The organism is Gemmatimonadota bacterium, from assembly GCA_026706345.1.
Taxonomy (GTDB): domain Bacteria; phylum JAAXHH01; class JAAXHH01; order JAAXHH01; family JAAXHH01; genus JAAXHH01.
Genome location: JAPOYX010000268.1, coordinates 21,150 through 45,398, shown reverse-complemented (window position 1 = coordinate 45,398; position 24,249 = coordinate 21,150). Strand labels below are relative to the sequence as shown.

At 60.3% G+C, this 24,249-nt stretch carries 16 protein-coding genes; 5 read left to right on the top strand and 11 right to left on the bottom strand.

The features are described from left to right. From OXG98_18715 to OXG98_18705, 3 genes are all read left to right on the top strand, one after another. Entirely contained in the window at positions 1-594 is a 594-nt protein-coding gene (locus OXG98_18715) for a hypothetical protein (GenBank protein ID MCY3774045.1), read from the top strand. After that, on the top strand, positions 566-3,505 hold the full coding sequence (locus OXG98_18710) for a hypothetical protein (GenBank protein ID MCY3774044.1): 2,940 nt from the start codon (positions 566-568) through the stop codon (positions 3,503-3,505). Before OXG98_18715 ends, OXG98_18710 begins: the two co-directional genes overlap by 29 nt. Positions 3,506-3,613: 108 nt before the next feature. Beyond that, positions 3,614-3,796, top strand: coding sequence for a nucleotidyltransferase domain-containing protein (locus OXG98_18705; GenBank protein ID MCY3774043.1), 183 nt, complete (start codon positions 3,614-3,616; stop codon positions 3,794-3,796). 357 nt (positions 3,797-4,153) lie between these two features. Here OXG98_18705 and OXG98_18700 read toward each other — a convergent pair whose 3' ends face one another. The 4 genes from OXG98_18700 to OXG98_18685 all read right to left on the bottom strand — a co-directional run bounded on the left by OXG98_18700 (position 4,154) and on the right by OXG98_18685 (position 8,546). After that, the gene (locus tag OXG98_18700) at positions 4,154-4,474 is read right to left on the bottom strand and encodes a DUF1330 domain-containing protein (GenBank protein ID MCY3774042.1); all 321 of its coding nucleotides are present in this window, start codon (positions 4,472-4,474) and stop codon (positions 4,154-4,156) included. A 177-nt stretch (positions 4,475-4,651) separates the two neighbouring features. Then, positions 4,652-5,938, bottom strand: a complete 1,287-nt coding sequence (locus OXG98_18695; protein MCY3774041.1) for an amino acid ABC transporter substrate-binding protein — start codon at positions 5,936-5,938, stop codon at positions 4,652-4,654. 67 nt (positions 5,939-6,005) lie between these two features. Then, on the bottom strand, positions 6,006-7,658 hold the full coding sequence (locus tag OXG98_18690) for a serine hydrolase (protein MCY3774040.1): 1,653 nt from the start codon (positions 7,656-7,658) through the stop codon (positions 6,006-6,008). 105 nt (positions 7,659-7,763) lie between these two features. Continuing rightward, the gene (locus tag OXG98_18685; GenBank protein MCY3774039.1) at positions 7,764-8,546 is read right to left on the bottom strand and encodes a hypothetical protein; all 783 of its coding nucleotides are present in this window, start codon (positions 8,544-8,546) and stop codon (positions 7,764-7,766) included. 166 nt (positions 8,547-8,712) lie between these two features. On the opposite strand from OXG98_18685, the gene OXG98_18680 reads away from it, so the two are divergent. Both OXG98_18680 and OXG98_18675 read left to right on the top strand, forming a co-directional pair. Next, a complete protein-coding gene (locus OXG98_18680) occupies positions 8,713-10,557 on the top strand; it encodes a glycosyl hydrolase (protein ID MCY3774038.1) in 1,845 nt (614 codons plus the stop codon). Between the two features lie 114 nt (positions 10,558-10,671). Further along, positions 10,672-11,787, top strand: coding sequence for an aminopeptidase (locus OXG98_18675; GenBank protein MCY3774037.1), 1,116 nt, complete (start codon positions 10,672-10,674; stop codon positions 11,785-11,787). A gap of 30 nt (positions 11,788-11,817) precedes the next feature. Here OXG98_18675 and OXG98_18670 read toward each other — a convergent pair whose 3' ends face one another. The 7 genes from OXG98_18670 to hemC all read right to left on the bottom strand — a co-directional run bounded on the left by OXG98_18670 (position 11,818) and on the right by hemC (position 24,224). Then, a complete protein-coding gene (locus OXG98_18670; protein MCY3774036.1) occupies positions 11,818-14,238 on the bottom strand; it encodes a tetratricopeptide repeat protein in 2,421 nt (806 codons plus the stop codon). A 116-nt stretch (positions 14,239-14,354) separates the two neighbouring features. Continuing rightward, entirely contained in the window at positions 14,355-16,724 is a 2,370-nt protein-coding gene (locus OXG98_18665; GenBank protein ID MCY3774035.1) for an ABC transporter permease, read from the bottom strand. 168 nt (positions 16,725-16,892) lie between these two features. Continuing rightward, a complete protein-coding gene (locus OXG98_18660; GenBank protein ID MCY3774034.1) occupies positions 16,893-18,431 on the bottom strand; it encodes an Ig-like domain-containing protein in 1,539 nt (512 codons plus the stop codon). A gap of 83 nt (positions 18,432-18,514) precedes the next feature. Continuing rightward, positions 18,515-19,804, bottom strand: coding sequence for a glutamate-1-semialdehyde 2,1-aminomutase (hemL, locus tag OXG98_18655; GenBank protein MCY3774033.1), 1,290 nt, complete (start codon positions 19,802-19,804; stop codon positions 18,515-18,517). Positions 19,805-19,915: 111 nt separating this feature from the next. Next, a complete protein-coding gene (hemB, locus tag OXG98_18650; protein ID MCY3774032.1) occupies positions 19,916-20,884 on the bottom strand; it encodes a porphobilinogen synthase in 969 nt (322 codons plus the stop codon). Between the two features lie 27 nt (positions 20,885-20,911). Further along, positions 20,912-21,529 carry a hypothetical protein gene (locus OXG98_18645; GenBank protein ID MCY3774031.1) on the bottom strand — a complete coding sequence of 206 codons (618 nt, stop codon included), beginning with the start codon at positions 21,527-21,529 and terminating at the stop codon, positions 20,912-20,914. A gap of 172 nt (positions 21,530-21,701) precedes the next feature. Continuing rightward, positions 21,702-24,224 (bottom strand): hydroxymethylbilane synthase, encoded by a 2,523-nt coding sequence (gene hemC, locus OXG98_18640; protein ID MCY3774030.1) that lies wholly within the window; start codon positions 24,222-24,224, stop codon positions 21,702-21,704. Positions 24,225-24,249: the final 25 nt, after the last annotated feature.

Genomic DNA, 24,249 nt, shown 5'->3' with positions numbered 1-24,249 from the left:
ATGAATGACATTCTGCACTTGCCGGTTTATGCGGATGCTTACAAAGGTGCGGTATGTTTACTAAAACTGAAAGCACCAGGATACGTGACTTTTGTATCGCACACCGGTAGAGATATCCTAAACTCATTACCCCAAACCGTAGCCGGAATCACGAACCCGCAAGTCCAGTATGTCGATTTGGTGAATAGACTACAGAATAAGTGGCAAGATGAATGGCGTGGCAAAGGCCTTACTTCCTCTCAACATGATGAAAAAAGCCATATGATCCCATTCGATGTATGTGAATTGGTTACAAAGCTAATAAAGGAGCATGAGGGGGGACGTAAGAGGAGTCAGGGGAAAGGTGAATTCTTCTTAAACACGTTTTTGGGAGAATCAGATATAGACAGAATCACTAATCTCAGAAAATGGAATGAAGCGAGGGGATTCTTCGTAGAATGTGCTCACTTACGCGAAAAGAAGTTCCCTCCTGAAACCTTTTCCAAAGTTGAATATTGTTTTAAGGTTCTCGAAGAATTCCTACATATTGCCGCAACGAGCGCATATAGTCGAGCACGGAGCCTAAATGAAATCCTGGAAGAAACCAACAGATGAATTAGTAGACAGAACGCTGGGGATGTTTGAGAGACAAACCGACCGTCAACAGTTCTTCTCTCAGTTAAAAAACCCTCATTGGATTCAGCCGCTATTCGAGCGTGACTCTTTCACGTCCCCACCGGGTGTAAGACATTTGCCCGATGGTTTCGTCCAATATCCTCCGTGGCCGGAACTGCAATACCTCAAGAATGTTACTGAAAAAGCACCGGGTGAAGTAGTCGACATAGTTGCCAAGCTTCCTCAGACCGACAATCCTAGAGTCTACGATGACATTTTAGACATAGTCCTTATGCTTAAAGGTGAACAATCCGTTCAACTTAAAGCAAAAATAACAAATTATGCCGGTCTTCAATACCATCTCTTACCTCACAAATTTGCAGACCTACTAGTTCATTGGACTTCCGAGAATCAAATGCAAGCTGCATTAGAACTTGCAAAGATTCTCGTCCAATTTCACCCCGATCCTCGGGATGAAGAGAAGCGCAGGCGACATTCGACGAACAAACAGAATGATGAAATAGCGTCAATAGACTCACTGCTTGAACCTTCCCCCCAATTTGATGACTGGAACTATCAACAAATCATGGACATAGGGGTTCGTTCATTGGCATTGGAAAAGCCTTTTGAGGTCGCCTGTATGTTGGTTGATGCTACAGCGAATATGATTAGCCTTGAATCCCATCAGGACGAGTTCGAAAGAGGGTTACGGTACGACTCTTCAGAAATATGGTGTCCAAAACTAGAAGAACAACGCCGAGACAGCGCAGAGTCAAAAGAAACTCTTGTAAACACGTTGGTCAATGCCTGTAAAGGAGTTTATGCTCAGCTATCAAACGACTCGATTGCATGCTTAGACAGCGTTTTAAGAAATCAACGGTGGCTCGTATTCGAACGGATCAGGCTACACCTGTACGCTCTATATCCAAATGATCAGACAAAGCCTTGGATTCGTGAACTGATTCTTGGCTACAGTGATTACGCGAAATACTGGAGATACCCTTACGAATTACAGCGGATGATTAATCTGTCCTGTGATCATTTCGGGGACGCATTACTCACAGAAGAAGAACGAACCAGGATTTTCGAATTGATCCTCAGCGGACCTGAAAGGGAAGCATATCGTGAATGGGTCGGAGACCAGTTTAGGGAAGCGGACTACGAACGGTGGACGTTGGAGTACCATCGACTGCAACTCAGACCGTTTTCTACGTGCCTATTCGGGAAGTATGCCACCTACTACCAGAGTCTCCTCGACGATGAGACCGAAAACGATGTTACGGATGACACGTACTTGTCATTTCGTGCATCGGATGGCGGTATGTTTACCTATCGAAGTCCAAAGTCCCCAGAAGAACTATCAGCATTCTCAGATGAGGATTTGCTGGAGTTCATAAACGAATGGCAGGATGAACACTCGGACAAGGATGACTGGACGATTAAAGTCAACGTACCAGCCTTGGCTTGTGCGTTTCAGTCCGTATTCACCAGTTCGATAATACCGGACGATAACAAGCTCGCGTTCTGGTTAGGTGAAAAACGAATACTGATCAAGCGGCCGATTTTTGTCCAACACATGATTCAAGCGATACAAGCGCAAATCGAACAGGGGCACATTGAACGACTTGGACAATGGTGCGAATTCTGTCAGTGGGTGATTTCCCATCAGGACAAAGACCTTGAGACTCCAATTCGTTACGCCGATCAATTGAGAGAAGATTTGAGTTGGCATTCTTCAAGACGCGCCGTCAGTGATTTCGTCGAAACCTGTCTGAAGGAGGAAGTCAATGTCCCGATTTCAGCTAGGGAAGGACTTGCCAGTTTACTTAAAGCAATCTGCACACAGTTTGACTGGGCCCTAGACCGACGTACGCTAGAAAACGAACCTTACGATGAAGCGGTAAACAGTATTCGGGGGCGTGCTTTAAGAAGTATGGTCGAATTTGGCTGGTGGATCCGCAGAAATGATCAAGAATCGGAGATTAAGGAAATTGAGTCTATTCTCGAACAAAGATTTAGTTCGGAAGTCGGTCATCCATTGACAATTCCAGAATACGCCCTTCTAGGTCAGTACTTCCCGCATATTTACGAACTGCACGAATCTGTGGCAGTTAAGAACATATCAGACTTTTTCCCTAAAGACAATCTACCTGCTTGGCAGGCAGGCTTTGGACAGTTTCTGTGTGGAAATGGACCCTACATGCCGATCTTTGAATACGTTCGCGACGACTACGAGTTTGCTCTGAACCACGTAGATGGCATGAGTCAACAGACCAAAATCGGCCGAGAGGTACCCGATGCACTAGGAGAACACCTGTTTATCTACTACGTACAAGGCGTGTTTCCAATGACGGGAACTGGTAGTTTGCTGGAACGATTCTATCGCCAAGTCGCGAGTGAATCTAAGCGGTGGGCGACTTTATTCGACCATGTGGGTCGTAGATTGCGTAGTACAGGCAAACAGCAACTTGACGAAACGCTCAAGGATAAGGTATACACCTTTTACGAATGGCGCCTGAATACAGGAGAACCGAGAGAACTCCGCGAGTTCACTTTTTGGCTGGAGGCCGAATGCCTGGACGCCGATTGGAGATTGGATGCCTATTCAAGGATTCTAGAAGTACCCAAAGTTCTTGATTCGAAATTCGGTGAACCCCGACATGCTTCTCTGCATACTAGGGCGCTACGTAAGATGATTCCCCAGTATACTGCGAAAGTTGTAGATTGTTTCGCCAAGTTGATCAGTTCCATGCCGGAAGAGGGCCTGATCTACATCCCGTCTGACGATGCAAAGGCTATTCTGAAAGCTGGTCGCAACCAAGCAGACGAAAACGTACGCAAAACTGTGGAACGTACTCGAGACGATCTACTTCGGGGAGGACAACTCGAGTTTTTGGATTTGGACGAGTGATCATGAATTTGATGTGGTAGTACTTGGATGAAGACAGGATAGCCAATAGGATGCTGACCACCAAACTGTATAGCGTTCCCGGGAATCACAGTGACTCAAACCAATACTGTGCATAGCATCGTTACCTGTCTGCTGTCACTCGACCCGTACCGGATTGTACTTTTTGGATCTCATGCGCTGGATAGAGAGCATCTGGAGAGTGATGTCGACCTTCTGATTATACTGGAATTTGAAGTTATGTCGCAGACTTACGAAGAGAGAGTACACAAGAGAATTTCGACGAAGCACTGAATTTAGAAGATCAACAAGGAGATTCCCAATGATCTCCTGGTCTATACCAGAGCTGAGTACGAATACCTATTGCATCAAGGAGTATCGTTTTAAAATGAAATAGAGAAATCGGGGGAAACCCTGTATGAAAAACAAGTTCAGGGCGATTATCGTACGGGACGAAAACCTATTCATAGCCCTTTGTCCCGAAATTCCGGAAGCAAATGGTCAAGGGACGACCAAGGAAGAGGCCCGCGAGAGTTTGTCGGAGGCCATCACCCTTGTACTAGAGGATCGTAGGGAAGAGGGTCTCTGCGGAGCAACCCTGTAGTAAGAAGTGACCTTACCCGCCTGTAGCGACCACCCACGATTGCCCCGTCACAGCTTCGGATCCGGATCACGCGTATTCTCGCCGCCCGCCTGAATCAACAGATAGTTCATCGTCGACGCGGCCTGGCGGAACTTCATCGCCTCCTGGTAGGCCGGATCGTTGTACCACGCCTCTGCGTGCGCCTTGCTGGGAAACTCCAGGATCACCATCCGGCCGTCGTAATCCTTTCCCTCGACACAGGCGATTTCCTCGCCCCGCGTCAGGAACCTCCCCCCGTGCTTCTTGACGATGGGCGGCGTCCGGTCGGTGTATTTCCGGTAGGTATCGGGATCGTGGACGGACATCATGGAGATGACATAAGCAGGCATTGTAGGCGCTCCCCTGTCTGGTTGGTATGAACTGGCAAATGATGTGATCCGGCGAAAGCGGGCGTCATTCGAAGGCGTCCGGTGTAAATGTGCGTCGATCGAAGGGGGCAGGCGATTGCGTGCGTCGATCGAAGGCGTCCGTTGGCGGGAGATCTGCTAAGGCGAGGGAAATTAGATTCAGCGCGCGAAGCACAACGACGACTGACTGACCTCCGGCGGATGTACGATGCGACTGACCAGGCCGCCCGCCCCGTCGTCCTGCCACTGGATCTGAATGCCCTTCAGATCGCGCTGAGCTCCGGCCTGGGCGTCTCCCAGCGGATAGACGCCAAAGGGTCCCAGTACGGTCAGTTTGGAGGTCGCGAACAAAAAGTCGCGTATGGACGCGCGGTCGATTTCCCCGGTGGGCGTGGCGGCCCGGTTTATGCCTTCCGCGAGGAGTTCCACGGCGCCGAAACCACCGGCGGCCTGGTAGTCCGGCATCTTGTTGTAGGCCGCTTCGTAGCGTCTTACGAAGGTCTCGTTCGTGGCGATATACCCCTCCGTGCGGATCGATGGATCCCAGGCCGCGTTTCCGATGACGCAACGGCCGGCCGTGCCCACCTCGTTTATGAAGGATGCTCCGCTCGCCAGGAGGAGGGACGTCAGGAGCGGACTGTATTGCACAGCAGTCACCGCCCTTGCGAACGCGATCGCGTCGTCGGAATACCCTCCGCCGATGAACAGATCGGCGCCCGCATCCCGCGCCATGGCCGCCAGTGCCTCGTGGTCCGCGCCGCCCGGCGCGTAGGCTTGCTCCATCACGAGGTCGAGCCCCCGGGTCCGGGCCGCATCGCGAATACCCTGGGCCACCGCCGCAGGAAAGGCCGTATCTTCCCACACCAGGGCCACCGTGCGCGCGCCGGCCTGCGCAGCCAGTTCCACGGAACCCTCGAGATAAGTCGGGCCCGGATTCGACATCTGTACGCTCCACTGCCGACCTCGATTCGCCCAGATCTCGGGAGCCGCTGCCGCCGCGGAAACGAGCGGGATGCCGGCCGGTTCCGTCACGCCGATCACGGGTTCGGTGATCCCGCTGCCGTAGGGCCCCAGAAAGGCGGTGATGGAATCCGAGGCGATCATCTCCTGATAGAGGCGAACGCTCGCGTCCGCGTCGCTCCCATCATCGTGAATCACCAACTGCACCTTCCGCCCGCCGATGCCGCCCTGCTCGTTCAGCATTTCGACGGCAAGCCTATATCCGCGGCTGACCTCCGACCCGGGCGTGCTGAGGCGACCGGTCTCCGCCACGGCCGTCCCGAGCACGATGGGTTTCGGTTCCGGCATCGGCGTCGGATCAGGCCCCGTCGGATCTTCGTTGCCGCACGCGGCCACCGCCAGTGCCATCGCTACAGCCGTCACGAGTGCCATCGCCATGGCCAGCAACGGTGCCAGTGCCGGTACGCCAGGCCATCTATGCCTCATGTTCGCACCTCTCGGATTGAATCATCTGGGTGTGGCCGCCCGTCAACGTCATGGTGTGCCTCCTCCCCTACCTCACCTTTTCCGCCCGGTGAGTCTGTCCGTCCTGGAGAAAGAGGAAGTGGTCGACGTTTCCCTCTTCGTCCGGGACGAAGGTGATCCGGGCGTCCTCTTCTTCAAGGTAGAAATCCCCTGACGATTCGAGGATGAGCTCGCTCATGGGCTGGCCGGGCGGCTGGCCGAAGAGCCTGCCGTCGCTGTAGGTGATTTCCACGGTGAATTCGGGGGAGAAGGCGTAGGTGCCCGTGCAGGCCACGTAGGCGGCCTCGGTCATTTGCACGACCTTCCTCGGGGGCGGCGCCAGGGGGTTCCGGGCGCTCAGCAGGTGGAACCCGATGTCCTCGACGCTGGCCGAGCTGTTGGACAGGACCACGACGCCCTTGCGCCACTCCTTGAGGAAGGCGGCGAAGGCGTAGAACCCGTTGGTCCGGCCGTTGAGCCAGTGGATGTCGCGGCCTCGCGCGTCCTGGCGCACCTTCCAGCCCAGCGCGGTTTGGACGCCTTCCTCGTCCGCTGGATTCCGGGCCACGATGAGACTGTCGAAGGACGCGTGGTAGCGGGTCGAATCGTCTTCGGTGAAGTCCTCCGGCAGGGCGTAGATGATCCCCATGCTCGCCGATACCAGGGTCATCATGTCCAGGAGATTGGACCGCAGCCCCGTACCGCCCACGAGGGTCGTGTCGGACCAGGCGGGCGCGGGCCGGCGGGCGTCGTCGTGTCCGGTCGCCAGGTACGTCCGCATGGACGGCGTAGGTTTGTTGGCCGTGTTGGCCAGCTTGAGGGGATCGCCAAGCAATTCCCGGATCAGATTGTCATAGGTTTCGCCGGCGGCCTGTTCGAGCACGTGTCCCAGAAGTCCCATGCCGAGATCGGAGTAGGCGTAGAGGTCTTCCGTCCCAAAGGGACTTGACACATCGTTGCGGGCGTCCGGTTCATAACGGCCTGGCGAATCTGAACGATCTTCGTCATCCCGATTCAGGGGATCTTCGCCATCGGGATCTTCGAAATCGAACGGGAACTCGTGCCCGTCGCGCTGCGCTTCCGCGTACCGGTCGAGGAATGCGTACATCAACTCCACCGAGTACCCCTTCAGCGGATCATCCGGATCATCCGAAACCAGGTTGTCCGGCAGGCGGGGCAGGCCCGAGGTGTGGGTGGCGAGGTGCGCGATGAGGATGGGGTGTCCGGAGGGCGTGTTCGGGACGGTCATCGTCTCCGGAAGATAGGCGGACACCCGATCGGTCAGGCTCACGTCGCCCCGCTGGACCATGAGGGACAGCATGGCCGACGTGTACAGGCTGCTGAGCTGGCCGATCTCGAAAACCGTCATGGCGCTCACGCGCCGTATCGTGCCGCGGTTGAGCGTTCCGTGGGCATACGCGTACCGGTTGATGCCGCGGATGATGCCGGCGACGATGCCAACGGACTGGCCGTATTCATCGACGCGCTCCCGCAGCACGCGCTGTACGGGATCCTCTTCCTCGGCCTCATCCGCGCCGGGGCTTCCCGCGACGCCGGACACATTGCCCCGCGAGCCCTGCGCAAACGCTGTGCCCTGCGCGTGCGCCGTCCCCTGTGCGAACGTCACCGTCGACGCGGCGAGCAAAACCAGGATGCCGGAATAAAACAGCCAGGTGATAGAAAAGTTCGAGGAAAACCGCATTACGCCGACCTACTCCCAGTGTGCTTGGTGTGCCTGATGCGCTCCGTGCGCTCGGCGCACTCAATACACTCCGTGCGCTCGGCACATTCAGTGCGCCCAGCGCGCTCAGTGCCGAGGCACCACCATTTCGTTGACGCAGTCCATCCGCACGGGTTCCGCATAGTGGTACACGTTGACGCCCTCTGCGACCGGCGTGGGAACCCGGACGATGAACTCCACCCAGTCCGGTGTATTGAACGCCGCGAAGGCCAGTTCGATCCCGTCCATCATTTCTTCCGGGTCGCGGGACAGATCCGGCAGCAGCACCGGACCCGTGTCCGGCTGGTAGATCCAGTCCCGCTCGTTGGCATTGATCGTCTTGACCGGGTACTCGAGCACCGCGGCGTAGCGCTCGTTCCCGATGGTCGTCCGGGCGTTCAGGGGAACGTTGCCGAGGACGGCCTCCACGATGGCCCGCGGCGTCTCCAGGACGCGGCCGTCGATGCGGGACAGGTCGATCCGGACGTCCTCGAAGGTCTCCTCGATGGCGACGATCTGCCGTTCGGGCTGCTCGCCCAGCGTGGGCGGGTAGAGCGTGGCGCCCCGGTCAGCCACCTCGTAGGTCTTGATGGCCATGAAGGTGTCCGACGAGAAGATGGGCTTGAAGTCCGCGTTGGGGATGTGCCAGATATCCCGCTCCACCCCGACCTGTTCGGTCTTGCAACTCACTCCGAGGACGTACTCTTCCCGGAATCCGCCGTCTTTCGCGGTCACGATCAGGGCGGCCTCTATGGGTATGCGGGCGTTGTTCAGGGAGTACGGCACCTTCCGGGTCACGGTCTTCGGCGGCTTCTTCTCGCAATCCACCCGGAAAGTAAAGGTTGAACGCGCGAAATCGATGGTCTCCATGTGAACTCCTGTAATGAACGGAAAACAGCCTGTCCGGGTTCGGGATAATATAGTGTTCCCCGCGGGATTCCGGTATAGATTATGCAAGGCGAAATCGCCGATGATCGGAGCGGTCTTGTCGAAACAGCAGTCTTGTCGAAAGCGCAGTCACGTCGAAAGGGCCGTCATGTCGAACGAACTGACCAGGACCTACCGGCCCTTTTCGGATTCCCGTCCCTACACGCGCTGGTGGTGGTTCTACGACGACATCCGGGAAGAAGACGTCCAGAGCCAATTGCGATGGGTGCGGGACCAGGGGTTCGGCGGGGTGGAGATCGCCTTCATGTATCCCCAGCCCGGGGCCGGGGAAGGACCCCACTGGCTGAGCGAGGCGTGGTCTGGCCTGGTCGCCGGCGCTAAGGAGGAAGCGGACCGGCTGGGCATCGGGTGCGACTTCACCTTCAGCACCTCCTGGCCCTTCGGCGGGTCGATCGTACCAGAGGAGGACGCGGGACAGGTATTCGACGGACCTTCGGACCAGCGGCTGGAGAAGTCGTGGGAGCTGTCCTATTACGGCCGGGGCCGGATTCTGAACCACCTGGACCCGGACGCGCTGAAGCGGTACGCCGGCCACGTCGGCGGCGCGTTGGAGCCGGCCCTGCGGGGCACCACTTCGGCGCTGTTCTCCGATTCATGGGAGGTGTACCCGGAGGGACTCTGGAGCGCCCATCTGGACCCGATCTTCCGGGATCGCTTCGGGTACGAACTGGAACCCTTCAAGGTATCGATCGACCAGCATCCCGACGTGCGGTACGACTACCGGAAGATCCTGTCGGAAGCGGCGATCGAGGGTTTCTTCAGGCCCTACGCCGACATCTGCCGCCGTCTCGGCACCGTGAGCCGCGTGCAGTGCCACGGGGCGCCGGCCGACCTGCTGGCTGCCTTCGCGCTCGTGGACGTCCCGGAATCCGAGGCCCTGCTGTTCGAGACCTTCTTCTCGGCCATCCCCGGTTCGGCGGCGGCCCTGGGCGCGCGGCCCGTCGTGACCTGCGAGACCTTTACCTGTATCTACGGCTACGAGCCGTGGCCCGCGCCGTCGCCCCATCACGGCGAGGAGAAGGTGGAGGACATGAAGCTCATGGCGGACGCGGTATTCGCCAACGGCGTCAACCACATCGTCTGGCACGGCATGCCCTACAACGCGCCGGGCGGGTCCAACACCTTCTACGCGACCACGCACGTCGGTCCGGACAGCGGGTTCGCCGGCCGCCTTCCGGCCTTTAACGCCTACCTGACGGAGGCCGCCGACTTCGTCAAGCAGGGCAGGACCTACACGGACGTGGCGGTATACCTCCCGCTGGAAGACCACTGGATGCGCCACATGCTGCCCGAGGACCGGCGCGGACCGGCCGCCAACTACTACTGGGAGCTGCGGACCGTTGAACGGCCGCCCGGTCTGCTCGGCTACCATCCCCTGTGGATCTCGACGCCCTTCCTGGCGAATGCGGTGGTGGTGGACGGGCGCGTCCGGTACGGCGAGGCCGCGTTTTCCATGATCTACGTGGACGTGGCCTGGCTAGACGGCGAAGGCCTTTCGGCCCTGCTTCGCCTTGCCAGGGAGGGCGCCCGGATCTGCCTTCCGCACCGGCCCGCCGCGCCGGGCCACCGCCCGCCGGCGGATTACGCGGATCGGCTGGGGGAACTGATGAGCCAACCCTCGGTCACGGCGGATCCGGTCGCCGCGCTACGCCATCCCCCGCTCGTCAGCGGCCGGGACGCGCCGGAGTTCTGGTGCCGGGGAGTCGATGGCGACTACCACGTCTTCTTCGCCCATCCCGATACGAAGCGCATCCGGTACCCCATGGCCTACGATGGCTGGCGTTCCACCAGCCGGGTCGAGCGGGAGGCGATCCTCCACGTCAACGGCCGGGAGCGGATGGTGCGCCTGACCTTCGAACCCGAAGACGCCATGCTGGTCAGGATATCGTCCACTGGGGCGGTGGACGTGCGACCGGGGCGGATCGATGCGTAAAGTAGCGATGGCGCGGGCGACGACGATCCCGACCGAGAACGATGGACCGCTACTCGCGTGCCCGACATTGCCCATGTAAAACGACCGAACTCAACCCACGGAGATCAGAAACCCATGCGCGACCCACGATACGGCGACCTGGCGAATGTGCTCACCGGTCATTCGACGAAGATCCAGCCGGGGGACCGGGTGCTCATCGAGGCCTTCGACGTGCCCGATGAAATGGTCGTTTCGCTCATCCGGGCGATCCGGGAGGCGGGCGGCGTGCCGCTGGTCTCCATCAAGCACCAGCGCGTCATGCGGGAACTGATTCACGCCGGGGACGAGGACGCAATGGAAGCCGCCGGGGCCTATGAATCCCATCGCATGGAGCGGGTGCAGGCCTACATGGCCCTGCGCGGCAGCCGGAACGTGATGGAAATGTCGGACGTGCCGGGCGAGGCCATGCGGCTCTACGAGCAACGCTGGATGAAGCCCGTGCACTTCGATATCCGGGTGCCGAAGACCCGGTGGGTGGTGCTGCGGTGGCCGACCCCGTCCATGGCGCAGCAGGCGGGCATGAGCACCGAGGCCTTCGAGGACTTCTTCTTCGACGTGTGCACCCTCGATTACGGGAAGATGGAGCGTGCCATCGCACCGCTGAAGGACCTCATGGACCGCACCGACCGGGTCCGGCTCACGGGTCCGGGTACTGACCTGGCTTTCAGCATCCGGGACATCCCCACCGTGGGATGCTCGGGCGACCGCAACATCCCCGACGGCGAGTGCTTTACCGCGCCGGTGCGAGATTCGGTCAACGGCGTCATTACGTTCAACACGCCCACGCTCTATCACGGCGTGACGTTCACGGACGTGGAGTTGAGGTTCGAGGAGGGCAGGATCACCGGGGCCACGGGCAACCGGACCGAGAAGCTCAACGAGATCTTCGACACCGACGAGGGGGCGCGCTACATCGGCGAATTCGCCATCGGTTTCAACCCCCACATCACCGCGCCCATGCTGGACATCCTCTTCGACGAGAAGATCGCCGGGTCCTACCACTTCACGCCCGGGCAGGCCTACGAGGAGGCCGACAACGGCAACCGGTCCGCCGTCCACTGGGACATGGTCATGATCCAGACGCCGGAATTCGGCGGCGGGACCATCGAGTTCGACGGGGAAGTGATCCGGAGGGACGGGAGGTTCGTCGTGCCGGAACTGGAGGACCTGAACCCGGAACGGCTGAAGTGACGGAGCGTGCCGCGGAAGACCTTTCGACGACTACCGTTCCATGACCAGGAAGTTGACCGGTTTGGATACGGTGCTTCCCGCATTCAGGTCGGTCAACGTGACGGTAAGCACGTATTCGCCCGCCGGCAGGTCCCGGGTATCCAACGACGTGTACTCACGGTCCTCGGTCGCGTATCCTTCTCCCGAGAAAGCCATCATCACCGTCTGCATGTCTCTTTGCCTGCGGGCCGACCAGCCCCGCGGCCCATTGCCGTCCAGGGGGCTGATTTCGTAGAGGATCTCGTACGCGGTCTTGCCATCCTGATCCAATGCCAGATTGTACAATTCGTAGTAAACGTAAACGGGATTCCCCCTAATGTAGAGCCGTCCGGGGTTGGGCGTGATGTTCAATCCCTTGCGTACAAAGGGACCCTGTACCCCTGATGGCGCGATCAGGGTGGCCAGCTTGAGATCGCTGATGAGCAGCTCCTCGCCGCTGTAATCGGACAGCGTGACCGGCTTGCGATACACCCCGATCCGCCGCGACGTCTCGTCCCGCACCTGGACCGCCATCGTGAAACTTCCCGGCGGCGCTACGACACTCGCGGGCAAGGTATATACAGGAACTTTAACATGGCTTTCAGCCATCTTTCGCTTCGGCCGGTGGAAGGGACCGAAATCGAACTCGTGCGTGAGCTGCGGGCTCATGACCGAATCGCGCAGGGTGACCTGGTGTTCGAGCCTGGTCCTGGTCCCTCTACCGTCTGACACGTCACCGAACTGCCAGACGGGTATGCTGAAGGACAGGTCCAATTCCGTGTATCCGTCATCCGACCTGAAGCTTACCGCGTCGAAAGCGTACTCCAGCCGGTCCCCGCCGAAGTCGTGAAGGTATTCCTCGGGAGCTTTCGCGATCAGTTCCTCGGCGAGCCGCCGGGGGCTGAACCGTTCCTGCCGAACCGCTTCCTGCTGGTTGGTCAGGAGATTTCCCCAGGGGTAATCGAACCTCCCCCCGCCGAACTGGTCGACGAAGAACAGTTCCAGGCCATACCGGGCGTATACCCAGCTTTCGGTGGCGTATCCATGCCCCATCAACTTTCTCTCCCCCTGTCTTCCCAGGTCCGATCTTGATGCGACGATCCCGTCGGCCAGCAATCCGCCAACCTCGTTAATTTCTTCCTCGGTAATCTCTTCGGGCGGAACTATCGTCAAGTAGCCGCTGTCGACACGCAATTGATAACCGTACCGGGCGTTCTGCTCGCGGACCGCATCCACTGCCGCATCATCGGAAAACGTAGCCCCCTGATAGGCATTCCGATCTGCGATATAGACGTCGCCGCGGCGGTTTTCCGGTTCACCGTAACGGACGTATATCTCGCCGCGGCGGTCGTAGGGGTGCTGTCCCTGTGAAAAATGGTACAGGGCATATATTACACGACGGTAATGCTCTACGAGGCGTTCGTTTTCGACGGTGGCCGGATTTGAATCCCGGGCGTTCCAGAAGGCCTGCCACAGCGCATCGCGTTCCGGTCCTTCCGCATCCATCCAGGCATCCAGTTCATCGGGAGGCGCGACATGGCTCAGGTCCCGGTACACCGCCTGCTCATCCGGATCAAGACCCGATATATAGGTCTCGAGGGCTTCCTGCAATCGATCGAACTGCCGTTCCGTCGAATCAGAGAGCAGGCTGAACTGGAACTGCAGGTTTCGGACCTCGTCTGTTGCGGCGTCTCCCGCTTCTTCGACCAACTGATCCAGAAGTTCAGCGCCTTTTTCGAACGCTTCGGTACGAAGACATACATTGGCAAATCGCTCGAAGGCCCGGCGGTGTTCAGGGTTTACCCTGTACTGGTTGAAATAGGCATGCATCGCATTCCCGTATTCCGGCTCTGGAAAACTGTCATAGCATCGGCCCAGTTGATAGAAGGCGTCCGGATGGGATGGATTCAGCGCCACGGCCTCGAGGAAATACGTCCTGCCATCCCGGTCGCTGCCCACGATGGCATCCACCTTTTTATCATTCATGAAGGACATGCCCAGGTAGTACTGCGCATCCGGGTTGTCCGGTTCCAGGCGGACCGCGGTTCGCAGGGCGTTGCGGGCATCCAGCTTTCTGTTTTTCAGCTTGAGGTAGGTGTTTCCCATGCCGATATGGCCCGCCGCCCAACTCTTGTCCTGGCGCGCCGCTCTCCTGAACGAACTCAACGCCTCCCGGTAGCCGCCCAACTCATACTGAGCCATGCCGAGCCAGTAGTGAGCGGGCGCCGAACTCCCATCAGCCTGAACGGCCTGTTGGAAATACGGCAGCGCTTCTTCGAACGCCTCCTGACGGAAAAGCGCCGTCCCAGCTTCCAAGGCTGTCCGCGGACTTGCCTGGGAGATTTCGCCAGTATCAGGGGATTGTGCCGGGAGCGGACCCCGCAGGGGAATGATCAACAGGATCGCCACCAGGAGGACGCGGTATGCGATCATGATCAATCAACCCTTTGGGGGTGGGCCTTTTTGCGATGGTACATGTCATGTGTTCGATAAAACCGTGAATGTCGTTAAACTACTTGCAGTCCCGGCAACAGTCAATCGGCTTCCGCCTACTCGCGCCGCAGGGCGTCCGCGGGATTGAGCATGGCGCTTCGGAAGGCATGTACGCTGACGGTAAGCAGAGCGGTCGCCATTACGACCAGTCCCGCCAGGACGAAGGGGACGGCATCGATTTCGGTGCGGAAGGCGAAGTCCGCCAGCCACGCGTTCATGAGCCACCAGGCCGCCGGCCAGGCCAGGACGTTGCCGATCACCACGAGGACGACGAACTGCCTTGAAAGCAGGGTGACGATATCGCCTGCCGCGGCGCCCATCACCTTGCGTATGCCGACCTCTCGCGTCCGGCGCGCGGCATCCAGCGACACGAGTCCGTAGACACCGAGGCAGGCGATCAGCAGGGCGAAGGCCGCTGAATAGCTGAAGATGCGCGCCAGGTTGTGCTCATCCTGGTAGTACCTGGCGATATCGTCCTCCAGGAAGGCGAATTCGAAGGGTACTTCGGGCACGGTTTCTCTCCACGCGTCCCCGAGCAACGATAGCGTGGCGGGCACGTTCCTGCCGTCAATCCGGATCAGGATGTAATTGAACTGGTTCGTGATCTCACCCATGGATTCCGATGCGAGAGAGAGAATCGCCGGTTCGATTTCCTGGTGCTTGGACTGGAAGTTGTAGTCCCTGACCACGCCGATCACCGTATAGCCATGGGGCAGTTTGCGGCCCACGGGATCTTCCCACTCCATCTCCCGTGCCGCCGCCTCGTTGATGATGCACGACCCGGTTTCGTCGCCTCCGAACTCTGAGGAGAAATCGCGTCCGGTGGCCAGGCGCAGCTGGAGGGTGTTCACGTAGTCGTAGTCCACGGTGAACATGTAAGCCTCGAGTTGGCCGTCATCGTTGGAATACGCCGATTGCCCAAGGCCCCTTCCCGCACCGAAGGTGTTGGATGCGCCGGCCACCTGGAGGACCTCTTCGTACGAGGCGATCCTGTTGCGAAAGACCTCGTAATAGGCTGAACCGGGTCCGGGTTCGATGACGACGACGTTTTCGGGGTTGAATCCCGTGTCGCCGGTCCGGACGAAGTCCAGTTGCCGGGTCATGACGAGGATGGAAACGACGAGCAAGGCGGACAACCCGAACTGCACGACCATGAGGCCCCGGACGAAGAGGTTGGGGCCGCCGATCTGGACCTGTTTCCTGAAGATGGCAACGGGATTGAAACGGGAGAGCACCAGGGAAGGATAGCTGCCGGACACCAGGGCGACCAGGCCGGTCAGGACCAGCAGCGCCACGATCGTGGAGCCGCTGGAGAGATAATCGAGGACCAGCGTTCTCCCCGCCAGCATGTTGAACATGGGCAGGAACAGGTGGGCCAACAAGACGCCCAGGACCAGGGCGAAGCCGCACTGGACCGCGGTCTCGCCCATGTACTGCCCCATGACCTGGGCCTGTTTCGCACCGAAGACCTTCCGCAGGCCTACCTCCTTGGCCCGCGAAGACGAGCGGCAGACGGCCAGGTTCATGAAGTTTACGCAGGCGATGAAGAGCACGAGCAGCGCCGTGCAGATCAGGATATAGGACAGGTTGGGATCGCTGGTGGGTCCTAGGCCGAAACGCACTTCCTGGTCCAGGTACATCTCGGTGATGGGCTGGAGGATCAGTTGCGGCAACATGTACGCGGGGTAGTGTGTCTTCACGAAATCCGGCAGTTGCTCTTGAAGCGATCCGGTCTGTTCCGGGTCCGATAGTTCGACGAAGGTGGATGTGGACGAATAATTCCACTTCCCGATAGAGTTAGCAACCTGGGGATCTATTTCAGGTGCTTTGTCGAAGGGAATGACCAGGTCGAATTGGATACTGGAATTGGCCGGAGCGTTCTCCATGACGCCGGCCACGGTTAACAGCGCGCCTCCGGCGAGGAGTTGTCTTCCCAACGGGCTGTCCCCGCCAAAGTACTTCTCCGCGGCGAACCGGCTGATCACCGCGGAATTCACGTCGTTCAGCGCCGTGGATCGATCGCCTTCGATCATCGGAAAGGAGAACATCTCGAGGAAGGACGCGTCGCAGAACAGCGCTTCCTCCTTCCGGTACTGATCTTCACCGATACGTATTTCCAGTTCTCTATCCAGAACGCGAACGGTCCGGACCACGTCGGGATACTGCTGTTTCAGTGCGGAGGCGAGCGGAAGGGGCGTTGCCGCGGTGGTGTACGGGTTATCGGCGGCGCCAAATCCCGCGGCGACAACCCGGTACAACCGATCGGACTTCTCGTGAAAGGCATCGTACGACCATTCATGCCGGACGAACAGGAAGATGAGGAGGCAACTCGCGATGCCGATGGACAACCCCATCGTGTTGATGAAGAAGTAGCCCTTGTTGGCGAACAGGTGCCGCAGCACGATGACGAGGTGGTTTTTCAGCATGGCCGTTATGCCCCCCGCGACGTACGACTACATGACAGCAGACCTCACTGAGGCAACACGATCCTCGAGGCTTAAAAGGGGATCTACGGTTTCGACCCGCCGATCCCCTTGAAGGTTGCATGTTGGAAACTGTTACGATTCAGAACTTATGTTACACGTTCCCGGCGATCAGGGAACCACGAACGTGTTTTCGCTGGCGCGGAAACTTCGTTCATCGTCGATAGTAATATCACCAACCAGTCTATATTCGCCGGGTTTTGTGGGATTGTAAGGGCAAGCATCAAAGGTCTTCCGCGTTTCCTCGATGTCTACCCATGGACTGTCCAAATCGGTTCTTCGCTGCCAGATGGAGTAATGGACAGTGATGGTGAAACCTAAAGCCGGACGGTCTTTCAACTCGCCACCCAATAATGTACTGGCACAGCCAGTTATCGGAAGTCCAATGCTTGTTCCTGGCAACGTGAAAATCAACTGGCCGGGAGCGACCCCCACACCGGTCCACGGGACATATACTATCTCCGGGTCCGGCACCATCACCGTTATGCTCACCATATCGGACACGTCGCCAGATGCGGCCGTGATTTCAGCCGTCCCGTCGCCCACCGCTTCTACCAATCCATCCTCGTCCACGGTAACCACGGTTTCATCACTGCTCATCCACGAGACGACTGGCTCCGCAATGGCCTCATCATTCGCGTCGCTGACAGAAACCATGAGTTGCAGGGTCTGGCCGATCTCGGTCAACGTGGTGGCTTCGGCGTCAACCTCGATGCTGATGTTCGCCGGAACCTGGGAAACGATGATCGCTGCGGTCCCCATGGCATCACCGGCCTGGGCCGTGATCTCCGCCATGCCGTTGCCCACGGCCGTTACCAGTCCCTGGTCGTCTACGGTCGCAACGGTCTCGTCACTGCTCGACCACGTCACGGCCACGTCCGTCATCACGTTGTTGCTCTGATCCCGCACGGTAGCCATCAACTGTACCGTCGCGCCGATCGCTTCGAGTGTATGTGACGCGGGCTCGATTGTGATGCTCGTCGCCACGGGGGTCGTAACGGTAATTGACGCGCTGGCGGACAGACTGCCGGACTTGGCCGTAATCTCAACCATGCCGTTGCCGACCGCCGTCACCAGGCCCGCCCCGCTCACGGTCGCCACGGCTTCGTCCCCACTCGACCAGGTAACGGACTGGCCCGACATGATGTTGTTCCGCTGATCCCGTACCGTTGCCGTTAGTTGAACGGTCGACCCAATCGCCTCCAGCGTATGGGACGAAGGCGCGACCGTAATCCGGGTCGGCACCGGCTCGGCCACCGTGATCGACGCCGTTCCCGACGCGTTGCCGGAATGCGCCGTAATCTGGGACGTTCCGTTGCTCACCGCCGTCACCAGGCCATTGCCGCTGACCGTCGCCACGGCCGTGTTTGCGCTCGTCCAGGTCACGGTCTGACCGGACATCGGGTTGTTGTTCTGGTCCCTCACCGTTGCCGTCAGTTGCACCGTCGCGCCGATCGTCGCCAGGGTGTGCGAAGAAGGCGTAACGGTGATGCCTGTCGCCACGGGCGCCGGCGGTGGAGCCGGTGGCGGCGTCGGTGTGGACGGCGTGGGGCTCGTCGGGCTGCTGTCCCCGCCGCCGCACCCTGCCAGGATCATGAAGTACACGGAAGCCGTGATCATGGCGAACGCGCGGCTATATGGGCGAATCACGTTGGACTCCTCTCGGATAAGGACTGAAAAGCGGTTTGTGTTCATCTTCCGCAAGTGATCTTAATGCACTGGATATGCATAGTCTATATTTTTAAAATACTCATGCTCTCCCGGGCTGCTTCGAGGGTCCGGTCGATGTCGTCTTCGGTGTGGGCCAGAGACACCAAGCCCGTTTCAAGGCGCGAAGGCGCCAGGTAGACGCCCCGGTCCAGCATGTTCCAGAAGTACCGCCCGTATGTATCCGCGTCGGAAGTGGAAGCGGAATCGAAATCGGCGACAGGTTGGTCGGTGAAGAAGGTACACATCATGGACCCTACCCGCGTCAGGTACGCGGAGACGCGCGCCTCTGCCGCCGCGGCGCGGAGGCCGTCGCCAAGCCGGGAAGCCAGGTTTTCGAGCCGTTCGTAGACCCCGGGCTCCTGAAGCTGGCGCACCGTTTCATACCCCGCGGTCATGGCCAGCGGGTTGCCCGAAAGCGTGCCGGCCTGGTAAACCGCGCCGACGGGCGCCACGGTTTCCATGATTTCCCTGCGCCCGCCATAGGCGCCGACGGGAAGCCCTCCACCGATGATCTTGCCCAGGCAGGTCATGTCGGCCGAGATGCCGAATCGTTCCTGCGCGCCGCCGAAGGCGATCCTGAATCCCGTGATGATCTCGTCGAAAATCAGGATGATCCCCCGCTTCTCCGTCTCTTCGCGGATGGTTTCGAGAAAGCCTTCGGCGGGCGGGATCATGCCCATGTTGCCGGCGACGGGCTCCACGATCACGCAGGCGATGTCTTCGCCCCGCTCCGACAGGGTGCGCCGGACGGCCCCGCTGTCGTTGTACGGCAGGTTGATGGTCATCTTCGCCAGGTCCGCGGGCACGCCGGGGCTGTCGGGGATGCCGAACGTCGCGGCGCCCGATCCGGCCTGGATGAGAAAGCTGTCTCCGTGGCCGTGGTATCCCGCCTCGAACTTGACCGCCAGGTCGCGTCCCGTGTATCCGCGGGCCGCGCGCAGGGCGCTCATGGCCGCTTCCGTGCCGGAGTTGACCATGCGAATCAGTTCGATGGATGGAAAGGCGGTCTTGACCAGTTCCGCCAGCCTGATCTCGGCTTCGGTGGGCGTGCCGAAACTCGTGCCCCGTTCACAGGCCTTCTTCAGGGCTTCGACCACGGCGGGGTTTCCGTGGCCCAGGATCAGCGGGCCCCAGGAACCCAGGTAGTCGATGTACTCGTTGCCGTCCACGTCGTAGACTTTCGAACCCGCGCCCCGGTCCATGAAGACGGGACGGCCTCCGACCCGTCCGAAATTGCGCACCGGGCTGTTCACCCCGCCGGGCATGGATCGCAGGGCCTGGTCGAAGAGGGTACTGGATCGGGAACGGTTCATGCACCTTGTTCCATGTCGGTTTCCTGTTACGCGTCGTGACACGTTCGCCGCCCGGCCTTCGGGTAATCGGCGCGTGCGGAGGCGGGATTTCCGCGTCTGCTCAGCGTCTGCTCAAAGCGCACGCGCGACATCCCGGGCGAAATAGGTGAGGATCATGTCGGCGCCGGCGCGTTTTATGGCGGTCAGCGACTCCAGGACGATCCGTTCTTCATCGATCCATCCCATCTGTCCCGCCGCCTTGATCATGGCGTATTCCCCGCTCACGTTGTAGGCGGCCACCGGCACCTCAAAGGTCGATTTCACCCTTTGTATCACGTCGAGATAGGCCAGGGCCGGCTTGACCATGACGATATCGGCGCCCTCTTCAAGATCCAGCTCCACTTCCCGAAGCGCCTCGTTGGAATTCGCCGGGTCCATCTGGTAGGAACGGCGGTCGCCGAATTGCGGGACCGAGTCCGCGGCGTCGCGAAAGGGCCCGTAATAGGCCGAAGCGTACTTGGCGGAATAGGCCATGATCGGGATATGCGTGAGGCGCCCGCCGTCGAGGCCCTCCCGTATCGCACCCACGCGGCCGTCCATCATGTCCGATGGCGCGACCAGGTCCGCGCCGGCGTTTGCCTGCGACAGCGCCGTCCTGACGAGCAGCCGAAGCGTGGCGTCGTTCTCCACGTCATTTTCTTTAATGACACCGCAGTGTCCATGATCGGTGTACTCGCAGAGGCACACGTCGCCGATGACGGTGAGTCCCGGCGTCGCCTGCTTGATCGCCCGTATGGCCCGTTGGACGATACCGTCGTCCGCGTAAGCGCCGGAACCGTAGGCGTCCTTGCTCTCCGGAATACCGAAGAGCATGACGGCCGGGATGCCCAGATCGGAAACTTCGCGGCAGACCTCCACGCCCAGGTCCACCGACAGCCGGTCCACGCCGGGCATCGAATCCACCGGGGAACGGACGCCTTCTCCCGGACAGATGAACAGGGGATAGATCAGGTCGTCCACGGAAAGCCGGGTCTCGCCGGCCATCCTGCGCAGACTCTCGGTTCGGCGCAGGCGCCGCAGCCGATGTACGGGAAATGCCATGAGATTCCCCTGCCCGCTATCGGAGCATCAGGACCCGCCGCAGTTGGCGCATCCGCCGGTGTCGAATCCGTTCAAGGCGCTGCAGCGTTCACACTGGAATAAGACATGACCGTCGTCGATGGATCGTGACGCCATCCACTTCCGCGCCGGCTCCCGGTGTTTCGAAGGCACGATGATCCTGGCTGCTTCGATCGGAACCTTTCCGATGAGCAGGCCGGTATCCTGATCGGTCGAGAATACCCGGCACTCCACGCCCTGCTGCGCGAGGTAGCGCCGGTAGTTCAGTGCCTCCCGGTCTTCGGCCCGATAGAGAATCTCCTCCTCTGCGGGCTCTTCCTCCAATCCATGTCTTTCACAGAAATACCGCCCCAGCCGGCGAACCCCGCAGTCCGCGCACACGTGCTGTCCGCAGACGACGCACCGTCCGTGGGCGGGTCCGTCCGGATGGGTCAGACAGCGAAGATCGTCGATGAATACCGTCCCGCAGACCGGGCAGGACGGCGCGTCGGCCGGGATCTCCGTTTTGCAGTCATCGCAAACCCACGTCGACTCCTCATTCAGCGCGTCGACCAGGGATGTCGCGCAGATTGGGCATTTTTTTACGCCTGTGGCGTATTCACATTCGCATTCCGGACAGAAAGGCATAGAAAACCGCTCAAATCAACAGGACGCCGCAAGCCCGCGCACGGCTCGGCCGCCCGCCTCCTACCGAATCGTGAACCGGCCTTTCGTCTGTCGCGTAACGTAATCCACGACGGCACGTCAGTAGAACGCAAGCCCGGGAAATATACACCGGGGCGTCTTCTCATGGCAATCGTTATTCCGTCTGTCGCGCCGCCGCGGAAACCCGATCACATAAGATCGCGTCCACGAGTGCGGGGACCGTAGCCTGATCCGGCATGATGTCCACGCTCATCCCCGTCTCTGCGGCGGTCTCCGCCGTGGCGGGACCTATACAGGCTATGCGGACGGCCTCGGTGAACCGTCGCAGGCGGTCCGGCCCCACGGCCTTCGCGAAAGCCTCAGCGGCCGAAGAACTCGCGAATACGGCTATGTGGATCTTCCGGTCCTCCAACATGGAAACGACGTCTTCCGGCAGGACCTCTTCCAGGGCCGTCCGGTAGACCGTCACCCGCGTCACGCTCGCGCCGCCGGCGGTCAGTCCCTCGACCACGGCGGGCCCCGCGATGTCCGCCGCGGGGAAGAGGATTCGCGCGTCTCGCAGGTCGCAGTTTCCGACCAGGGTCTCCACCAGCTTTTCAGCCCGGAACTCATGGGGTTGGTAGTCCGCTTCGATCCCGTGTTTTCGCAGCGCGTCGGCCGTGGCGCGCCCTACCGCGGCAACGCGTACTCCGCCCAGCGCCCGGGCGTCCAGCCCGCTTGCGATTAACCGCGAGAAGAAAGCCTCTACGGCGTTCCCGCTGGTGTACACCACGTGGTCGAATCCGGAAAGATCGGCCAGCGCGGCGTCCACGCTCGACCAGTCGTCCGGCGCTTCGATCCGTATCAGGGGCGCTTCGACCGGCTCCGCGCCCATCCGGACGAGCGATTCCGACAGTTCGCCGGCCTGGTCCCTGGCGCGGGTGACCAGGACCCGTACACCGAAGAGCGGTTTCGATTCGAACCAGTCGAGTTGCCGCCGCAGCGCCACCACCTCACCGACGATGATCAGCACGGGCGGCTTGAAGGCGGCGGCCCGGGCCTTCGACACGATATCTTCCAGGGTGCCGACAAGGGTCCGTTGCTCCGGCGTGGTGCCCCACCGGATCAGGGCGACGGGCGTGTCCGTCGGGCGTCCGTGATCGATCAGTCTCTCCACGATGATGGACAGGTTGCGCGCGCCCATGTAAAAGATGAGGGTGCCGATCCGCTTGGCGAAGGCTTCCCAGTCGAGATCCGTCCCGGCTTTGTCCGGCGATTCGTGGCCGGTGACGACGGTCATCGTCGAAGTAATCTCTCTATGGGTCACCGGTATGCCGGCATAGGCCGGTACCGCGACGGCCGCCGTGATGCCGGGAACGACCTCGAAGGGAATCCCATGGCGTTGAAGATGCAGCCCTTCTTCGCCTCCCCGGCCGAATACGAAAGGATCGCCGCCCTTCAACCGGACCACGGTCTTCCCGGCCTGGCTGTGACGCACCAGCAGGTCGTTGATCTCATCCTGCCGCCCCGGACGCCACGGCACGTGGATGCGCTCGGCGTGGGCGGGCGCCTCCGCCACCAGCCGCTCGTCGGCCAGGTAGTCCGCGATCACGACGTCGGCCTTCCGCACACAGGCCAGGCCTTTCACGGTAATCAGTCCGGGGTCGCCGGGCCCCGCGCCTACCAGGTAAACGATACCCGACGGCCGTGGAGTTGTCGCGCTCATACCTTGGTTTCCTTCACTCGCCGTGTTCCGCCGGTCCGCCGGTCCGCCTGGTCCGCCTGGGGCCCGCGCCATTACGGCCTCCGCCAGTCTGCGCCCCAGCCCGGGACCGTCTTCAGGATCCCCATGGAGGGCATGGCGCACGATCCAGCTGCCGTCGGCCGCGGCAAGCATGCCGTCCAGCCGGAGGACGCCCCCTTCGATTCTTCCCCAGGCGCCGACCGGGGTGTGGCAACCGCCGCCGATCCCGTGGAGAAAGGCCCGTTCAGCCATCACCGCCTGCCTCGACGGAAGATGCTCGATGTTCCGCGCGGCCGCCAGGGTCCGCTTGTCGTCCAGCCGGGTTTCTATCGCGAGCGCCGCCTGGCCGACGGCCGGCATGCAAAGATCGGGGGCCAGCGGTTCGGAGATGCGGTCCGACCAGCCCAGCCGCTGCAGGCCCGCCACTGCGAGTACGATGGCATCCGGTGCCTGCGGTCCCTGCGGACCGCCCGCTTCGTCCAGCTTCTTCAACCTGGTATCGATGTTCCCGCGGATACCCGTGAAACGCAGATCCGGCCGGTAGTGTTGCAGGAACGCCCGCCGCCTCGGGCTGCCCGTGGCGATCACGGCGCCCTCGGGCAGATCGTCCAGCCCGGTCCCGGACCGGCTGATCAACGCGTCCCGCACGTCCACGCGTTCCGGCACCGCGGCGATCACCAGGCCGTCAGGCAGGATCGTCGGGAGGTCCTTCAGGCTGTGCACGGCCGCGTCGATCTCTCCCGAGACCAGGGCCCGTTCCAGTTCTTTGACGAAGACGCCCTCGCCGGCGAAAGTGTCCAGGGAGGCATTCCTGTCCGTGTCGCCTTTGGTCTTGAGGATGCGCACGTGGACGGTCAGGTCCCGGTTGACCGTCTCGATGTCTTTGGCCACGGACCGTGCCTGAACAAGGGCCAGCCGGCTGCCGCGGGTGCCTATGGTGATTGAGGAAGACATGGATATGGAAGATTGATGACGCGTC

Coding starts and splice junctions, on each gene's coding strand:
- OXG98_18715 (MCY3774045.1), top strand. CDS start 1: ATGAATGACATTCTGCACTTGCCGGTTTATGCGGATGCTTACAAAGGT.
- OXG98_18710 (MCY3774044.1), top strand. CDS start 566: ATGAAATCCTGGAAGAAACCAACAGATGAATTAGTAGACAGAACGCTG.
- OXG98_18700 (MCY3774042.1), bottom strand. CDS start 4,474: ATGCCTGCTTATGTCATCTCCATGATGTCCGTCCACGATCCCGATACC.
- OXG98_18695 (MCY3774041.1), bottom strand. CDS start 5,938: ATGAGGCATAGATGGCCTGGCGTACCGGCACTGGCACCGTTGCTGGCC.
- OXG98_18690 (MCY3774040.1), bottom strand. CDS start 7,658: ATGCGGTTTTCCTCGAACTTTTCTATCACCTGGCTGTTTTATTCCGGC.
- OXG98_18685 (MCY3774039.1), bottom strand. CDS start 8,546: ATGGAGACCATCGATTTCGCGCGTTCAACCTTTACTTTCCGGGTGGAT.
- OXG98_18680 (MCY3774038.1), top strand. CDS start 8,713: ATGTCGAACGAACTGACCAGGACCTACCGGCCCTTTTCGGATTCCCGT.
- OXG98_18675 (MCY3774037.1), top strand. CDS start 10,672: ATGCGCGACCCACGATACGGCGACCTGGCGAATGTGCTCACCGGTCAT.
- OXG98_18670 (MCY3774036.1), bottom strand. CDS start 14,238: ATGATCGCATACCGCGTCCTCCTGGTGGCGATCCTGTTGATCATTCCC.
- OXG98_18665 (MCY3774035.1), bottom strand. CDS start 16,724: ATGCTGAAAAACCACCTCGTCATCGTGCTGCGGCACCTGTTCGCCAAC.
- hemL (MCY3774033.1), bottom strand. CDS start 19,804: ATGAACCGTTCCCGATCCAGTACCCTCTTCGACCAGGCCCTGCGATCC.
- hemB (MCY3774032.1), bottom strand. CDS start 20,884: ATGGCATTTCCCGTACATCGGCTGCGGCGCCTGCGCCGAACCGAGAGT.
- OXG98_18645 (MCY3774031.1), bottom strand. CDS start 21,529: ATGCCTTTCTGTCCGGAATGCGAATGTGAATACGCCACAGGCGTAAAA.
- hemC (MCY3774030.1), bottom strand. CDS start 24,224: ATGTCTTCCTCAATCACCATAGGCACCCGCGGCAGCCGGCTGGCCCTT.